Origin of the sequence: Candidatus Terasakiella magnetica (assembly GCF_900093605.1) — a bacterium.
GTDB lineage: Bacteria > Pseudomonadota > Alphaproteobacteria > Rhodospirillales > Terasakiellaceae > Terasakiella > Terasakiella magnetica.
This window is the reverse complement of sequence record NZ_FLYE01000002.1, coordinates 23,907-38,314: the sequence shown is the minus strand read 5'-3', so window position 1 is coordinate 38,314 and position 14,408 is coordinate 23,907. Positions and strand designations below refer to the sequence as shown.

Here is a 14,408-nt window from a genome sequence, read left to right as displayed (position 1 = left end):
TAAATTATCTGTCTTTAAATTAAGCGTTGGCGGTTAGTTCTACTAAAACCGACATCACGCTAAAAGGAAGTGGCGTATCTTGCTCGATGCGCCAAAGGCTTTCTGTACCATTGCGACGCCAGCCCAAGGCCCTCACCGTAATATCACCGGTAAAAGATTGTGGCGCACTATCAAGCACCCCACTGGCCCCAAACCGTTTAAACGGCACGTCTTTTGGCCCGCGCCCCACATCCAGTTTAAAAGCCATGGTTTCTTTGAGACGAAAGGTTAAAGAAACCAAACGGATACGCCCGCCTTGTGCCGCATTGCCCGTTGTTTGGGGCGAGGGCGGCAAAGGTTCTAACACATGGGTATAGGCAAGGCCTGCTTCTAATGCATTGGCCTCACGGTTTAAAATCAGCTGCCCATTTGTGACTTGCTGGTCTTGCGCCACCGCACCATCAGCAATAACCTTTACATTTTGCCCCTCAATATGATCAAGACCGGACCAAATGAGGGAGCCGTCTTCATCTTCACCATAAAGGGCTCCATCTGTTGAAAGACGATCATCAAAGACTTCAATGTAGTCTTGCCCGTTTCTTTCAACCAAAACATAAGCATCCTGAGCAACCACACAGATATTTTTAAAGCTCCCTTGGGTTTCAAACACCGACCATGCCGATATTTTTTCAGCGCGATAAACACTTAAAGCCCCCATGGTGCCATCACCCATAACCATATAGAACTGGCGACGATAACTATCGTAATCTTGGTCTTGGGGCTCATTCATAATATGCTTGCTCAACATGGCCAGATCATTTGATTGATAAGCCTGTTCCATATCGGCAAACATAAACTCGCGCAGGTCTTGACCATCACGACTAACAAACAAAGTCGCCCCATCCACATTGCGCGGCGGGACATAACGATCAATTGGGGTGCCCACACGGGTTTGGCGTTTAAGCTGGATGGTTTCCGGCGTTAAAGGATCACCTGAGACCATCCATTCTGCACCTGAGGTAAAAATCTGCAAATGACGCGATGAAAAGAGCGAGCGAATAGCATTGACCTGATCTGACAAAATCGCAAACTCAATGGCTTCATCATCCAGCCCTTCCCCCAGATCAAAGTTAAACAGATCAGAGGATTTAGACATCCATAAGCGGTTGGGTAAATCACGCGTGCCGCCAATGACCAAACGGTCTTGATGAAAGACAACGCTGACAGGCCAGCCATGAACTTTGGAAAACGACTGTTCTTCCCAATCTTTTGTAGCCTCAATATCAACCAGCCCGTCTTTTTCCTTCACCATGGCCGTTGCTTGAGTAGGTGAGGTGACAGCCGTAATTTCCACTTCTTTTTTGGCAAGGCGCATACGTGTGTTGATATGATCATCCACAAATACATCCGCACTGGCTGTTAAGGTAACCGTGCCTGTGGTCGCACTGGCTTGAAGCGTTACATCATCTACGCTGAATTTGTAAAAAGGTGCATACCGCCGCCCCGTTTCATCATCCTCATAAAAGCTCCACGGTACAATCGTCCAATCCGTATGAGATGTTCGGGTGATTTTTTGTGGCTCAATATCAGGATGGACCACCAATAAAGTATCCGCACTTTGTGTCCAGACAAGCAAAGGCAACTGGCTTTCACTCCAAGGCGTATCGATCTCGATCTCTTTCACCCCATCGCGGTAAACCTGCATTTTTAAATCACTGAAAACCAGCAGATAGGCCTGTTCGATATTAAATTCAAAAGCGACCAGACGTGAAGGACCTAACGCCGTATCCACATGGCGCAGGCCTGCGCGCCTACGCAAGCCCCCCGTTGAATAAATGATCAGGTTGCGCATGCTTGCCATACCGTTTTCATAGGCTTTTAAATCACCCCGTCCAATCAGGTAAGGTGAAATTTCACCGCCTGAAAAACTGTTTTTTGCTATGCGTGTGCGTGCCATCAGTATCTCACTCCCACCAAGCCATCTAGGGAAATGGTTTGCGGTGTCTGTTGTTGCGCATCGATATTGCGCGCTTTTTGCAGCTCTTTTTCCCCAATGCGCATAAAGGCTTCACCCCGCGAGGCGCTTTCCGTTAAGGGCAGGCAAAATTCAGCAGCTAAATGCGTGATCAGGCCTTGAGTGAAATAAGGTGGGAATTCTGTTGGTTCGGGCCTGAAAATATAAGTCAGCACCACATCATCCATATCCGTATGCAAGCGTTTTTCCTGAATACGGTATGTCACCCCGCGCCCCTGATCACCCGTCCCCACAGAAAGGGCGCGCAAGAAATCAGCGGGTAATTGATAAGCATAGGAAAAGTCTGCAATCGGTGTCGCTGTCAGTCTTGCCAGACGGATCTGGGCTGTTGCAAAGCTCCAGGGATAAGAAGACAGCAGGCTATCTCTCACCCCTGGATATAGGTTTTGTGCCACCTCTGATTCAGCAGAGCCATCATCAAAGGAGGATATGGTATTGGCGCCAATTTTCAAAAGGGCGCGCGAACATAATCCAATTTTGGTTAAGGACATGAATATCCCTCCATTTAATAGGTGTATTTACGTATTTTTAACAAGACCAATGTGTTTTATAATAGAGGCGAATGACGCAAATGAAATGCGCGCCACAAGGGCATCAAAGTCTTGTTTTTAAATGAGAATGATTTTTTTATGAAAAGCTACTTGCCCATAAGGTCAAGGTATGATTCTCTAGAAATGAAAATGCATATTTTAAGTTAACCATGCATTTATCTGGTGTACGGAGCCTCAATGTTGGTTGATAGCAACCATAGTAACAAGAACAAGCAGCGTGAGCAGATCACCCAGTTCATTGGTTCTCTTAAAGAGAAAACTGAAGAACTGAATGGATGGGCACGTCATGCTGAAGCTTCCTTAACAGGTGAAGGCTTTGGCACCTACCTTGAGTTTCGCGACCTCGTTATTGAATGCGAGAGCTTCAATGAAATTATCCAGCGCCGTTTAACAACAGACGATAAACCCAGCGATAACCCGGACCTTCAAGACCAACTTGATGAATTAAGTGCACGCCAATTAACCTTGGCAATCCATGCTTCGCTTAAATTCTTGCGTTATATCGCTGAAAAGAACCTGCCGATTGGCTCACGCGATGTGTTTATCCGCGAGCTTCAAGACTTACACCGTATGAAAAAGACCCTTGATAACGAACGTCTTCAAGGCAAGGTGGATCAAGCCGCCCTTGATGACCAAAGAAAAGTAGAAGAAATCCTCAATGTGGTGATCGAAAAAGCACCTCAGCTCTTTAGCTTTGACAACCTTGATGACGAAGAAGAAGACCTCGAATTTCGCGTCTGACCTCAGCCCTTCCGATAGATTTGCGGGGCTTCAAACCTTCTGTCCAAAGCCCCACAAGAACAGCTAGTCGGTATTAACCGCACCCACAGCAGTGATATCAGCCAGATCAACAGCCGATCCTGTGCTGGATGATACAAGGAAGATACCCGCAGCAGGCGTGCCGTCCGTATCAACATTTGCCATCACCATGTCACCGGTGCGCAACATATCAGCGGCCTCATTAAAATAACCGCTTGTATCCACATCCGCAGCAACATCCACCGTTGCGTAATGCCATAGGGTAAAGCCGTTTGAATAAGCCAGAACGCTCAAGTTTTTAGATTCAAAAGCCATAATCGAAGTCCTTTTTACATATAAAAAAAGCCCCGACAGAACAACCTGCCGGGGCCATAACAGTTCAGTGATTTAAAAGAAGGTTATGCGAGCTTATGCCGCAGCTTCCAAACAACGAAGCGAGACAACGCCGGATGGGTCAATCAGGCTTGAACCTTGGCTCATCATGTTGTTAACGAAGTGCGCAGCACGATCGCCATGCCACGACACATCAGACTTGATATCGTGACCCACCGCATGACCAATGGCTGTTTTGTGATACCAGTAGCAATAACGCACATCACCTGTTTTCGTTAGGCTTGAATGTGGCATCCAAAGCGTACCCAACCATTTTTTGGCTTGCGTGCCCTTCCATGGCAGGTCTTCTTCACCGACATAATCGGCTTTGGTGAACTCATCAATTTGCAAGAGATCAGACCATTGTTTCCAGCCCACGATGGCATAACGATCGCCATCATCAGGCACATCGGCTTCACCCATCATTTCAAAAGCTTCCAACACTTTGGTCTTGGTCAAACCGTCTGTGCCAGCGCCCGCAAAGTTGGTGGATTTATCCAGCTCGTTAATCACAAGCTCATCAGTTTTGCGGCCCAAGGCATAGGCACCAGCTTTACTGACCACTTGCATTTCATTGATGTTGGTCTTGATTTCATCAAACTTATCAATCCAGTCACCCGCATAGTAATCATAAAGCTTACATTCCACAGGTTCGTGATCAATATTCATGATCGGCACTTTACCATGTCGGCCTTTTGTGGAAGCCGTGCCTTTACCGATTTTCTGGAAAGTGGTTGTCGCGCCTTCCACACTATCTTTGGTGCGCACTGTATTGCGCAGTTTTGAGCCCATTTGCTGGTACTGAAGGTGTACTTCGGCCACGTAATGGCCAATAAACGACTGTTCGATTGATGTAGACATTACATCACTCCTATTTAGTTAAATTGTCAGAGAGAAAAGAACCCGAAACAGGCTTGGTTATGGACGACAGTCCGCCAAACGCTCAGGCAAAGGCCAGCGGGCCAAGATGTGCAGTGCAAAGAACATCCGGTTATCCGTCAGGCAGAATATGTAAAGGATTGATCGCTTAGCCCCAAAAGGCGTGAAGTTCCTTCACGAATGAGGTCTAAAGCAAAAGTTTCAACAGCCAGAGAGAGAGCGAAGAACACTCCGGTCACACTTCTCCTGTTGACTGAGGATGAAGTTAGAACATTTAGAGAACAAAGTCAGTGCCTAAATTCATATTTCTTGTATTTTTTTGGCTTAACTTGGTTAAACCCTAGAAATCAAAGCCTAAATTGAAGCCGAACTTATCCATAATCTCGTCTTCATCCTTGGCTTTAACGATTTGCCCAAAGGCTTCTTCGGTCTTGGGCCCGACAATACCGTCATCTTTTAAGTTGGCACCAAGGTCATTTAGAGTATCTTGCAAAGCAAGCCCTTCTGGCTGGAAGCCTTCTTTGGGGGGTTTTTGTGTGCCAAGCAACGGCTTAAATGTCGCGCCCAATTCACCTGCAAGATTTTGCGGCCCCTGCTTTTTGGCTTTTTTCACGGTTTCTTTAAACTGACCAAGGGCAATGGCTTCTGACACTTTATTTGTGCCATTATCCACCAAGGCTTTCTTGAGACCAAACGACGTCTTTGGCCCAATAACACCATCTTCTTTCAGTTTTACGGTTTTGGACACATTTGGCAGTGGCGTGTTGTTTTTCTTACCTGATAAGAAATTAAGACCGGATTGTATCCCCTTAATAATTTCGCCTTCCTCTTTAATGGGCAAAATTGTGTGGGTTGGATTATCATCACCCGGGATTGGTTTCTTCATATCAGGCATACCCGGTACAGGCTGAATACCCGGCTGTTCTGGCAGGCCAGACTTTGGTGGATGGATGGGCAAGTCAACCCCGCCTTCAATCGGGCTGATACGTACATCACCCTCATCGCCGTCACTTTGTGGCAAACGTGCGATGATCTCCTCAATCGCAGCATCGATCTCCTTTCCATCTGCTGTGCGGATTGGTACTGGTTGAGTAGGCACACGACGCACGGGCTTGGGCTGAACCATCTTACCGGTTTCATCAAACTCTACGGGCGTGTTGCCATAATAATGATCAAACCATTCACGCTCACGCAGCATCATATCACGCACGTCAGGCCCAGAAACCTTCTCCCGCTCCTTCATCGCCTCCTTAAGTTCAGCCTCAGTCCAGTCTTTTGGCGGTTTGAGTGTATTATTATTTCTTATCTGCTTCATTAGATTTTTAATGTTCTCTGTTTTCCTATTTTCGTTTTTGCTAGCCATTTTTGCTATCCTTTCAAAAAGTTTCCCTCCTCCTTCCATAAGACGGTCAAAGGAGAGTGTTGATGAAGAAAATGATATTCCTTCTGTTGTTGATGAATGCCTGCAGTTTTCCACAGGACATGCGCGAAAACTCGACAGATTGGCTTTTACAATCTGCAAGAAATCAAATCTTTACCTATGGCAATGTTCCGCTTGCCAAAAAATATCTTCAAATTGCCCTTGAGGAACATAACAGCGCTCAAGCCGCAAACCTTCTCGTGCGCCTTGAGTTACAAGGCTTGGAAAAAAACAACGTGAATTGGCATTCTAAAAAAGTCCAAAAACTAAGGCAGAATGCATTAGCGCTTGTAGGCCCGTTTATATCTTCAAACCCGCAATCTGCATTCCTAGCTGGCTTACTCAATTATGAGATCAATAATGATCAGGCGCTCAAAAATTTTGAGCTTGGGGCCAATGCAAATCTACCAGTTGCCATGCTTTATACGGGCCTCCTGTTTCATCATCATAAAAAAGACAATGACAAGGCACTGCACTATTTTCTCAAGGCTGCACATGCAGGCTGTGCAAGAGCGGGAGCCTTTGCCCAAGCCCTTATTGACCCGGTTTATTCCGATGGTGGTCAGGCTTTAGACCTCAGTGTTCTTCAAGCTCAAGCCAAAGGTGTCTGGGGATTAGAAACTCTTGCTGAATATGTTGAAGACCTGTCTGCTGAAGAAGCAAGCTATCTTCGAAGAGAGGTGCACAAACAAAAAGAGGAACACCGTCATCAAGACAGTTTATTAACCTACCATCTCAACCAAGCCTGTCGTTTTAACTAAAAGTGCTAAAATAGGCCCCTAAATGATCAAATCCACATTCTTCATAGCGCTGAGCATTATGATCAGCTTTCCAGCACATGCTTCCTTACTCAAAAGCACATGCGAGAGCCTTCGTTTATCCTCACAACAAACGATGGGTATTCATCCTTCTGATTTCACAAAAGAACAAAAAAACGCGTATCTTAAATTCAATAAAAACTTTTTATCTTTAATCGGAGCCACAGATGAACCCGATATACTTGGCGGCTTTAAAGGCCTTATGCAGAACTTTAACCAGTTCGACCATGAGCTGAAAAAATATCCAGCCCTTTTTCTTTTACCCTTCCTCTGCCCCCAAAAAAAACAGCCAAATTTCTCATCAGAAACTCAAATCAAAACCGTACAAGATGCTTATAAAGCTTGGGCAACAAGTAGTTTTGCAGAAGAGATTTCACATGCCAATCACTTTATTTACACTGCGAAGATTCCAGATCATATAAAGTCATATTATCGCGGAGTATCTCACCTTTTAGGCCATGGAGAAGTTTGCAACTTTACCCTTGCTAAAAAACACCTTGAGCTTTCTGCCAAGAGATTAGACAGCGCTCATCGAAGCCTTGATTTGATTTCGGACCTATCACCTAAAACGACATGTGCGCGAGAAATTCTCTTTAAACGATGGCTCATGCAATAGAGATAGGAAACGCCATGAGAAAATTAACCATTGCTTTGACAGTCGCAACACTTTGCAGCTGCAGCTCATACCCGGATGATAATTTCTCCAATCATTTAAGAGAACCTGTGAACGCTATGAGCAATGAACTGTTATGTGCCAAACTTGCGCCTTTTTCAGACCACCCTTTGTTGAGCTTTCAGGCCAACACAAAGGATCAAGCTGCCATGGACAAATACACTCATGGCTTTCTTGAACTTCAAAATAAAAGAAACATTCCTGATTTTCAGGAAGCAATAAGACTGCTCCATCGCTCATTTATCTTATTGCCAAAGGACTATAAGAGTTTTCCTGCAAACATACTTTATCCGCTTCTGTGCGTTCATGGCACTCAAAAGGAAACACCGAAAAACCACGAGACCAACGACATCAGGCGTCATGAACAAAACTGGCTTTTCTCTTCGGATTCAGAAGAAATAACAATCGCGACAAAGGCCTTTGGTACAAACTCATCCGCAAATGATCGCACGAAATATTTCTTATCCCTCTCTTATCTGCTGGGGCGCGGTACTAAGTGCGATATCTTAAAGGCAAAAAACACCCTCTCTTCAATAAAAGAGCCAATTAGAGCCATCTCACAGCTTTTACGAGAAATTGAAAAACTGCAGACTTCAAATACGCATATCTGCCAAAGGGATCGTTATTTGGCAGAATTAACAGGAGACGAGTAAAGCCAATGCATAAGAGAATGCCTTCTTTCATTTTCATTGCTCTCTATCTATTTACGAGCGTCTCCACAGCTCTCGCCGCCCCCTCCCTTGGGAGTAAGGACGAGGTCACTCTTGCCCCGCAAACCACAGAAACGACCAAGCTTCTTGTCAAGATTATGAACGAGATAAATTGCCCTAAGAAGCCCTGTAAACTCAACGAAGTTGAAGCGTTATATAAGAAATTACTCAAGACGAATCAGAACCCTTTTTTTCTCTTATATTCTGCAAATATCTCTCAATATTCTGCGGCATCTCCAAAAGAGCTTATGGTCGCTCGATCTCAAGAAAATATGGCTATACATAAAATTCTAAACATACAGAACGACTCATTTTACACTCTTTCTGTACAGGCCCGTGAAATCGCGAGCCATTATAAATCTGGCCTTTTCTTTCCTGCTAATCAGAAAAAACATCGCCATTGGCTCTCTGTCGCTCAGTCCTTTTATGAAAGCGCTCTATACCGATGCCCTAACAGGCACAAAGCAAAGTGTTTTATTCCCCACCCACAAGAACCGCCTAAGTTCTCACCAGAAGAAACCGAGTATCTAAACAGTCTAAGAATACGAGAAAATGAAATCGAACAGCGCTTAAAACGACTTCACAGAGAAAGTGGTTTTATTGATTAATTTCCACTTATTTTCTAAAAATCAGTTTTTCATCACCCGCTTTCCATTGCGGATATTTCTTCATAATCGCTTTGAACAAAACCCCGTTTTTGAGCGTCTCAAACCAGTTTTGTAGGGCGTTAAACTCTGTCGTACAAAACCAGTCCAAATCAACATGGGCAAATTGGCGGATGAAGGGGAAAATGGCGTAGTCTGCAAGGCTTGGGGCCTCACCGCACAAGTAAGCTGTTGCATCTAAACGCTGGTTTAAATCCTGCAAGATAGGCAGGGCCCGATTGCGTTGTTCAATCGGGTCCATATCCTCATAACCGGCTGAATATTTATAGCGATCAAGATAACTTTTAAACTCCTGATCATTGCGTGTAATCAAGCCCAGCACTTCACCTTCATCGCCTTTAAGCCATCCCTCAGGGTCATTTTGCGCCAAGGCCCATTGCATGATCTCAAGACTTTCCTCAATCACCTGCCCATCGGGCAACACCAACACAGGTACCGTGCCCTTTGGTGAGGCTTGTAGCATTTGGGCAGGCTTATCGCGCAGAACCACTTCACGCAGCTCAACACTCACGCCACTGGCATAAATCGCCAAGCGTGCGCGCATGGCATAGGGGCAGCGGCGAAAACTATATAAAACAGGTCCTGTCATCACCTTACTATAGCCCGCTTAGCCCACACCGTCAGCCTCCATTTCATCTAAACTCACCAGACCTTCCAAATCAATGGACAGCCCGTTAAGCAAATAACAAATGGCCTCCCACGACATGGCTTTAGACAATGTTTCACGATAAATATCTGGCAAGGTGTAAACCCCGCTAAAGACGACTTCCAGTTCGCGTCCGTTCATTTTATTTCTCCTTTTTTAAAAGGACCTCCCCCGAGCGATCTCGAGAGAGGCACTTGGTCTTCCTTATTAACCGGGATAGAGGGATTTGAAACCTTGGCACACACGTTCAACCGTTGCGGGGTCACGATCGCGCCAGTATTTTGGATCACGCATCAATTTGCGCACATCTTCTTCACTGCGCATGCCTTGATGGTCATGCAAGCGGCCCATTTCAGGTTCGCCTTCTTGTTTTGTCATCATGTCATACAGGCTCATCACCCCGTCATAACTACTCGACATAGCCTCCAGCGCATCGGGGCCAAATTTTTGTTTGCCCCATGTTTGCAACTGACGTGCGGTTTCCATCCAGCGGTCTTCCCCGCCAAATTTGTCACACAGACGATCTACCTGATACTGACCATGCACATGGGCAAAAATCTCAGCAACCATTGGCTCTAGGGCTTCATGGGCAAGGTCATAAACAAGCTGAACTTGCTCATTTGAAAAGCCTGCCTGATGCATACGCATATTGACCTGCTCATTTGCACCAAACAGATCGCTCTTACATTCCACACAATATTCAGAATGATGGTTTGGTGCCTGTTTATGCAAGCCTGCCCCGACTTTGCGCTCCATCTCACGATAAGAACGTGCCATCGGTTCAAGGCGGGCTTCCCCCTTTTGCTCATCCCAGAATTTCTTGGGCAGATAAGACGGGCAGTCACAGGATTGTTTAACTTCCATTTCAATTTCTTTATTCATAATTCACCTTTTGTTCTATTTATTTACCTTCACGGCCTTGGCGCACCAAACCCATGATGTAGGACACCAGATAACGCTGGCCTTCAAGATGGCGCAAAATCCCGTTATGGGCATTTGCCCCAAGCGGGCGTGCCAAGGTCATTTCAGCTAGATGAGAAAGTGCTGCCTCCCCATCCACACCGGAAAAACATCGGGCAAAACGTGCAGGCACATCTTCCCCCGCCTCCCCTGTGATCTCCTCACTCATGGCTTTTTCAAACCAGCCCCATCCCGGGTCACTGCTGTTGGACATTATTTAACTCCTTCATCATTTCTTGCATTTGTTCAGGGTTTTGCATGAGCTCTTGCGCCATCTCGCCAATTTGCCCCATATCCATATTGGCAGGCATACCGGGCAGTTGACCTTGGCCAGCCTGTTGCATGTCTTCTTCACTTCTTAAAATCTCACCGGGCACACCATAGGCCTTGGCAAGAAAACGTGCGGCCTTTAGCGGGTCAATCAACCCCATGGCTTCTGGCCCCAAACTGTTTAAGGATTGGATCCATGCCAGAATGTCTTGGGCTTCTTTGCGAGTCTGTTGACGTGCCAATGGAGATTTATATTGAAGGTCGATATAGCGCCCATCAATGCGCAGGCCATTGATCTCACCACGGCGATTAAGGACCGCCAAGGCCCGCACCACAAGTGGGGTGAGCAATTCAGCCTGTAAACGCCCATAGGTCGCACCTAAAATACGCGCCATTTCAGCAGAGCGTTCCAGCACTTCAGTGGCTGTCATTTGCTTGGATTCAGTTGCGCCTAACTTATCAGCTAATAAGGCATGGCGGATACGTTTGCGCAATTCTTCCAGCACCACTTGTGACAGATCGAAACTTCCCGGGCTTTGCAAAGGTGTGAGCCCTGCTGAGCCCACGGCCTTAGGAATAATTGTTCCCGGCACAAGCTTGATGGTTGCCGGGTTTAACACCCCGTCATCATCAGCCTGCCAAATCCCCGTCACTGCAATAGAGGCATTTTTCAACGCCAGCTCAACAACTTTATTGGCTGTCTTGATATCCGGCAATGCCTTCATCACAGGGGAGCGACCATAACTTTCCCCCGGTGCTTTAAGCCAGCGAAACCCAATAAAGGGAGAATGGCTAAACACACCACGGCGCAACAAGGTTGGTTCACCCAAGCCCCCATGACCATGTTCTAAAACAGCCATATATTCAAAGCGTGGGCCATTTTCGATGACGGCTTCAACAACGCTGAAAAGCTCATCCTTATTTTTTTCAGCCCGCGCAACCATATCATGTGGCAATTTGCTTTCAGCAAAACGCGCACGTAAATGATCAAGGCTCATTTCACTACGCCTAAAGGTATCGCTCAACATACCGTTTACGCCTTCTTCCATCATCACTTGGGATAAGGGAACGGCTGTAAAACGAAAGGCAGATGCCTCACCTGGTGGGGCTTCTTCAAACAATAAACACGCACTACCAACCGTGACCAAATCAAGGAAACATTGATGCATTTCAATTGAAAAGTTGGAGCGCTCAAAATGGGTTTGTAACATAGCTGAGGCTTTATCAAGGTCTTGATTAAGACTTTCGATTTCGCCTTCTTCCACATCTGGGCCAGCCGTTAGGCCAAACCAGCGCGCCCATGGCGGGGTGAGATGGGCCAACATGCTGGCGGCAAGCTGGTCCACCGCATCTGGTGCAGTGCCATCAAACAGCTTATCTGCGCGTTTTTCACCAGCGGTGCCCCCACTAAAAAAGCCACTTCGATGGGGTAAGGCATAATCATAGCATTCCTGCCAGTGACCTTCCCAGACACCGCGTCTTTCTTTGCTTTTTGATAGCGTTCCAGCACATCTTTCGGTGTGAGTTCGCTCATATTAATCTCCTAATAACTGCTTGCCCGTTTGCGGGGCTTGATCGCTTTGTTCCAGACCGCGCCACGAAGTTTGGACGGTGCCTTGGCGACCACGACGACGACGTTCCATATTTTTCAGTCGTTCTTCACGTTCTGCTTCAGCCGGATCAGGCGGTGCAGGTGGTTCTGGCAAGGGCGCAGGTGGTTCCGGGCTAGAAAACATTCCTCCCATGAGACTCTCCTCTTAAATTTTCAAAGATATGCGGGCAGAATTCGCCCAATAAAAAAGCCCTCTTGAGTTTCCTCAAAGGGCTTTGGTCACACTTCTCCTGTTGACTGAGGCTATATGTAGCAGCCTCTCACCCTAATGTCAATATATTTTTTCCTATATTTTCACTTTTTGTTCCTTTTATAGATAAATAAAGCTGATAGGGCGTGATAATGAAAGGATTGCGAATACCCACAAGACGCTTAACCACTTCCACACATGTCATAGGTGCCCATGGAAAACTCTTCACCTTATTATCATCGAGGCAAACCGACTGAACATGCATGCCCATATCGCGATACCAACGGATCAGGCCTGCCAGCTCATAACCTTCCAGAATTTTCAAGGTTAAGTTATTACTTAACGGGTCCACCCAGATGGTTCCCCGGTCGGTTTCCAAAATGATAAAACAATGGCGAAACCCAGCGCGCAAAAAACGCAACCACCAGACACCCGTATTATCACTATATACAATTAAGGCCCGGCTCATCTCACTATCCCTTTCTTGCGCAAGGCGTCAGCCAGTTGGCCCAGTGCTTCTTCCCATAAAGGGACATCGCGCTTTTCTTCACGGGCATATTGATCCGGTGGGGTTAGTTTTTCGCCATAACTGCCCAAAACCTGCAAATGCGGGTTTTCAATAAGACGTTGGCGATAAATATCCATGACCGCACGATAAACATCATCAGGGTCACAGGGGCGCGGTGTTTCCACCATGCCAGCAACAAAACGCGCCCCATCATGGCGCATCAACTGGCAGCGCGAAAACCAGAACCAAGCTTCTTCCCCGTCTGCAAAAGGAACGGTTTCAACATCATGGGTGGGGGGCAATACAATTCTTCTCGTGGTTGACATATCAAATCCTTCTTTCTTGAAACTATCTGGTGCATTTAAAATAAGAACACAACAGGAACATTTATTTACAGCAAAACATTCCCATGTCAACTTAAAGTTTTCAATAAATTCCTATAGCATTCCCATCCTACATCTAGGATAATGCTCCCATGTTAAAACATGCAGATATATGGCGCGCGCTTGATCGCCTTGCTCAGGAATATGGTTTATCCGCTTCTGGCCTTGCTAAAAAGGCCGGATTGGACCCGACCACATTTAATAAAAGCAAACGTGTAACCCGCGAGGGCAAAGCCCGCTGGCCCAGCACGGAAAGCATCGCAAAAGTTTTAGAAGCCACGGGCTCTAACCTGAATGAATTTATCAATTATGTTCAAGGTGAAGGCGCACGCGGGGTGATTCGCAACGTTCCCCTTATTGGTCTTGCCCAAGCGGGATCTCAAGGTTTCTTTGATGATGCAGGTTATCCAACCGGGGGAAGCTGGGATGAAATCCCCTTTCCCGATGTGCCCGATTCCAATGCCTATGCACTTGAAATCACCGGGGCGAGTATGGAGCCGGTTTATCGTGATGGGGACCTTGTGTTGGTCTCTCCCAATGCCAATATCCGCCGAGGCGATCGTGTAGTTGTAAAAACCATTGAGGGCGAAGTCATGGCAAAACAGCTTCGCCGACGCTCTGCGCGCAAGATCGAGCTACAATCTTTAAACCCAGATTATGAAGACCGTTTCTTTGAAATGGACGAGATTGTCTGGATTCATCGCATCATTTGGGCCTCTCAATAAGCCATCAGCCCTTTACATTTGAAAAATCCATACTAGGTCTATTTTCCTAAGCCCTAAAAAAGGAAAAGAAATGACCTCATTAGAATTGCGTTTCAATGGACCTATTGCAAAGCATCTGCTTGCACCTGTTCCACAGCGCCCTTTTCAGCAAAGACTGCTGATGGATCAGCTCATCTTTAATCGCCTTAAAAAACGCAAAGCCATAAAAACCCCTTCAAAAACCCCAATGCGCCCCCAACATAAATAAAGAAGC

At 46.3% G+C, this 14,408-nt stretch carries 20 protein-coding genes and 1 pseudogene; 8 read left to right on the top strand and 13 right to left on the bottom strand.

The genetic code is table 11. From position 1 onward, the window contains the following. Positions 1-19: 19 nt before the first annotated feature. Together MTBPR1_RS03230 and MTBPR1_RS03225 are read right to left on the bottom strand one after the other, a co-directional pair. Positions 20-1,936, bottom strand: coding sequence for a phage tail protein (locus MTBPR1_RS03230; protein WP_069186119.1), 1,917 nt, complete (start codon positions 1,934-1,936; stop codon positions 20-22). Continuing rightward, complete coding sequence (locus MTBPR1_RS03225; protein WP_069186118.1) at positions 1,936-2,505, bottom strand: phage connector family protein; 570 nt, start codon at positions 2,503-2,505, stop codon at positions 1,936-1,938. Before MTBPR1_RS03225 ends, MTBPR1_RS03230 begins: the two co-directional genes overlap by 1 nt. A 237-nt stretch (positions 2,506-2,742) precedes the next feature. On the opposite strand from MTBPR1_RS03225, the gene MTBPR1_RS03220 reads away from it, so the two are divergent. After that, on the top strand, positions 2,743-3,306 hold the full coding sequence (locus tag MTBPR1_RS03220; protein ID WP_069186117.1) for a hypothetical protein: 564 nt from the start codon (positions 2,743-2,745) through the stop codon (positions 3,304-3,306). A gap of 63 nt (positions 3,307-3,369) precedes the next feature. On the opposite strand, the gene MTBPR1_RS03215 is transcribed toward MTBPR1_RS03220, so the two are convergent. The 3 genes from MTBPR1_RS03215 to MTBPR1_RS03205 form a co-directional block, all read right to left on the bottom strand. Beyond that, positions 3,370-3,639, bottom strand: coding sequence for a hypothetical protein (locus MTBPR1_RS03215; RefSeq protein ID WP_069186116.1), 270 nt, complete (start codon positions 3,637-3,639; stop codon positions 3,370-3,372). Positions 3,640-3,732: 93 nt separating this feature from the next. Next, entirely contained in the window at positions 3,733-4,557 is an 825-nt protein-coding gene (locus tag MTBPR1_RS03210) for a phage capsid protein (RefSeq protein WP_069186115.1), read from the bottom strand. Positions 4,558-4,915: 358 nt separating this feature from the next. Further along, the gene (locus MTBPR1_RS03205) at positions 4,916-5,890 is read right to left on the bottom strand and encodes a hypothetical protein (RefSeq protein ID WP_165602607.1); all 975 of its coding nucleotides are present in this window, start codon (positions 5,888-5,890) and stop codon (positions 4,916-4,918) included. Positions 5,891-6,000: 110 nt separating this feature from the next. On the opposite strand from MTBPR1_RS03205, the gene MTBPR1_RS03200 reads away from it, so the two are divergent. Genes MTBPR1_RS03200 through MTBPR1_RS03185 form a run of 4 tightly spaced genes read left to right on the top strand, consistent with a single transcriptional unit; the run spans position 6,001 to position 8,804 of the window. Continuing rightward, positions 6,001-6,756, top strand: coding sequence for an SEL1-like repeat protein (locus tag MTBPR1_RS03200; protein WP_069186113.1), 756 nt, complete (start codon positions 6,001-6,003; stop codon positions 6,754-6,756). Between the two features lie 22 nt (positions 6,757-6,778). Next, positions 6,779-7,429 carry a hypothetical protein gene (locus tag MTBPR1_RS03195; RefSeq protein WP_069186112.1) on the top strand — a complete coding sequence of 217 codons (651 nt, stop codon included), beginning with the start codon at positions 6,779-6,781 and terminating at the stop codon, positions 7,427-7,429. A gap of 14 nt (positions 7,430-7,443) precedes the next feature. Beyond that, entirely contained in the window at positions 7,444-8,139 is a 696-nt protein-coding gene (locus tag MTBPR1_RS03190; protein ID WP_069186111.1) for a basic helix-loop-helix domain-containing protein, read from the top strand. Positions 8,140-8,156: 17 nt separating this feature from the next. Continuing rightward, positions 8,157-8,804 (top strand): hypothetical protein, encoded by a 648-nt coding sequence (locus MTBPR1_RS03185; RefSeq protein ID WP_126464987.1) that lies wholly within the window; start codon positions 8,157-8,159, stop codon positions 8,802-8,804. Between the two features lie 7 nt (positions 8,805-8,811). Here MTBPR1_RS03185 and MTBPR1_RS03180 read toward each other — a convergent pair whose 3' ends face one another. From MTBPR1_RS03180 to MTBPR1_RS03140, 8 genes and pseudogenes are all read right to left on the bottom strand, one after another. Then, positions 8,812-9,450 carry a glutathione S-transferase gene (locus tag MTBPR1_RS03180; protein WP_069186109.1) on the bottom strand — a complete coding sequence of 213 codons (639 nt, stop codon included), beginning with the start codon at positions 9,448-9,450 and terminating at the stop codon, positions 8,812-8,814. 18 nt (positions 9,451-9,468) lie between these two features. Beyond that, on the bottom strand, positions 9,469-9,648 hold the full coding sequence (locus tag MTBPR1_RS03175) for a hypothetical protein (protein WP_069186108.1): 180 nt from the start codon (positions 9,646-9,648) through the stop codon (positions 9,469-9,471). A 66-nt stretch (positions 9,649-9,714) separates the two neighbouring features. Next, positions 9,715-10,389: a capsid assembly protein gene (locus MTBPR1_RS03170; protein WP_083222860.1), complete on the bottom strand. Its 675-nt coding sequence runs from the start codon at positions 10,387-10,389 to the stop codon at positions 9,715-9,717. A gap of 19 nt (positions 10,390-10,408) precedes the next feature. After that, positions 10,409-10,681: a Bbp19 family protein gene (locus tag MTBPR1_RS03165; protein WP_069186107.1), complete on the bottom strand. Its 273-nt coding sequence runs from the start codon at positions 10,679-10,681 to the stop codon at positions 10,409-10,411. Next, positions 10,665-12,191: pseudogene (locus MTBPR1_RS03160) on the bottom strand (portal protein); the annotation flags it as partial. The pseudogene MTBPR1_RS03160 and the gene MTBPR1_RS03165, both read right to left, overlap by 17 nt. A gap of 81 nt (positions 12,192-12,272) precedes the next feature. Next, a complete protein-coding gene (locus MTBPR1_RS03150) occupies positions 12,273-12,482 on the bottom strand; it encodes a hypothetical protein (RefSeq protein WP_069186104.1) in 210 nt (69 codons plus the stop codon). Between the two features lie 127 nt (positions 12,483-12,609). Next, positions 12,610-13,008, bottom strand: coding sequence for a hypothetical protein (locus MTBPR1_RS03145; RefSeq protein WP_069186103.1), 399 nt, complete (start codon positions 13,006-13,008; stop codon positions 12,610-12,612). Next, complete coding sequence (locus MTBPR1_RS03140) at positions 13,005-13,373, bottom strand: hypothetical protein (RefSeq protein WP_069186273.1); 369 nt, start codon at positions 13,371-13,373, stop codon at positions 13,005-13,007. Before MTBPR1_RS03140 ends, MTBPR1_RS03145 begins: the two co-directional genes overlap by 4 nt. On the opposite strand from MTBPR1_RS03140, the gene MTBPR1_RS18425 reads away from it, so the two are divergent. The 3 genes from MTBPR1_RS18425 (at position 13,339) to MTBPR1_RS18050 (ending at position 14,402) form a co-directional block, all read left to right on the top strand. Beyond that, positions 13,339-13,515, top strand: coding sequence for a hypothetical protein (locus MTBPR1_RS18425; protein ID WP_420808121.1), 177 nt, complete (start codon positions 13,339-13,341; stop codon positions 13,513-13,515). The genes MTBPR1_RS03140 and MTBPR1_RS18425 overlap by 35 nt on opposite strands. Positions 13,516-13,522: 7 nt before the next feature. Continuing rightward, positions 13,523-14,155, top strand: a complete 633-nt coding sequence (locus MTBPR1_RS03135) for a S24 family peptidase (RefSeq protein ID WP_069186102.1) — start codon at positions 13,523-13,525, stop codon at positions 14,153-14,155. Between the two features lie 70 nt (positions 14,156-14,225). Beyond that, positions 14,226-14,402: a hypothetical protein gene (locus tag MTBPR1_RS18050; RefSeq protein WP_165602605.1), complete on the top strand. Its 177-nt coding sequence runs from the start codon at positions 14,226-14,228 to the stop codon at positions 14,400-14,402. Positions 14,403-14,408: the final 6 nt, after the last annotated feature.

What these genes read in the sequence shown, in the direction of transcription:
- MTBPR1_RS03230 (WP_069186119.1), bottom strand. Translation starts at nt 1,936, where the DNA reads ATGGCACGCACACGCATAGCAAAAAACAGTTTTTCAGGCGGTGAAATT.
- MTBPR1_RS03225 (WP_069186118.1), bottom strand. Translation starts at nt 2,505, where the DNA reads ATGTCCTTAACCAAAATTGGATTATGTTCGCGCGCCCTTTTGAAAATT.
- MTBPR1_RS03220 (WP_069186117.1), top strand. Translation starts at nt 2,743, where the DNA reads ATGTTGGTTGATAGCAACCATAGTAACAAGAACAAGCAGCGTGAGCAG.
- MTBPR1_RS03215 (WP_069186116.1), bottom strand. Translation starts at nt 3,639, where the DNA reads ATGGCTTTTGAATCTAAAAACTTGAGCGTTCTGGCTTATTCAAACGGC.
- MTBPR1_RS03210 (WP_069186115.1), bottom strand. Translation starts at nt 4,557, where the DNA reads ATGTCTACATCAATCGAACAGTCGTTTATTGGCCATTACGTGGCCGAA.
- MTBPR1_RS03205 (WP_165602607.1), bottom strand. Translation starts at nt 5,890, where the DNA reads ATGAAGCAGATAAGAAATAATAATACACTCAAACCGCCAAAAGACTGG.
- MTBPR1_RS03200 (WP_069186113.1), top strand. Translation starts at nt 6,001, where the DNA reads ATGAAGAAAATGATATTCCTTCTGTTGTTGATGAATGCCTGCAGTTTT.
- MTBPR1_RS03195 (WP_069186112.1), top strand. Translation starts at nt 6,779, where the DNA reads ATGATCAAATCCACATTCTTCATAGCGCTGAGCATTATGATCAGCTTT.
- MTBPR1_RS03190 (WP_069186111.1), top strand. Translation starts at nt 7,444, where the DNA reads ATGAGAAAATTAACCATTGCTTTGACAGTCGCAACACTTTGCAGCTGC.
- MTBPR1_RS03185 (WP_126464987.1), top strand. Translation starts at nt 8,157, where the DNA reads ATGCCTTCTTTCATTTTCATTGCTCTCTATCTATTTACGAGCGTCTCC.
- MTBPR1_RS03180 (WP_069186109.1), bottom strand. Translation starts at nt 9,450, where the DNA reads ATGACAGGACCTGTTTTATATAGTTTTCGCCGCTGCCCCTATGCCATG.
- MTBPR1_RS03175 (WP_069186108.1), bottom strand. Translation starts at nt 9,648, where the DNA reads ATGAACGGACGCGAACTGGAAGTCGTCTTTAGCGGGGTTTACACCTTG.
- MTBPR1_RS03170 (WP_083222860.1), bottom strand. Translation starts at nt 10,389, where the DNA reads ATGAATAAAGAAATTGAAATGGAAGTTAAACAATCCTGTGACTGCCCG.
- MTBPR1_RS03165 (WP_069186107.1), bottom strand. Translation starts at nt 10,681, where the DNA reads ATGTCCAACAGCAGTGACCCGGGATGGGGCTGGTTTGAAAAAGCCATG.
- MTBPR1_RS03150 (WP_069186104.1), bottom strand. Translation starts at nt 12,482, where the DNA reads ATGGGAGGAATGTTTTCTAGCCCGGAACCACCTGCGCCCTTGCCAGAA.
- MTBPR1_RS03145 (WP_069186103.1), bottom strand. Translation starts at nt 13,008, where the DNA reads ATGAGCCGGGCCTTAATTGTATATAGTGATAATACGGGTGTCTGGTGG.
- MTBPR1_RS03140 (WP_069186273.1), bottom strand. Translation starts at nt 13,373, where the DNA reads ATGTCAACCACGAGAAGAATTGTATTGCCCCCCACCCATGATGTTGAA.
- MTBPR1_RS03135 (WP_069186102.1), top strand. Translation starts at nt 13,523, where the DNA reads ATGTTAAAACATGCAGATATATGGCGCGCGCTTGATCGCCTTGCTCAG.
- MTBPR1_RS18050 (WP_165602605.1), top strand. Translation starts at nt 14,226, where the DNA reads ATGACCTCATTAGAATTGCGTTTCAATGGACCTATTGCAAAGCATCTG.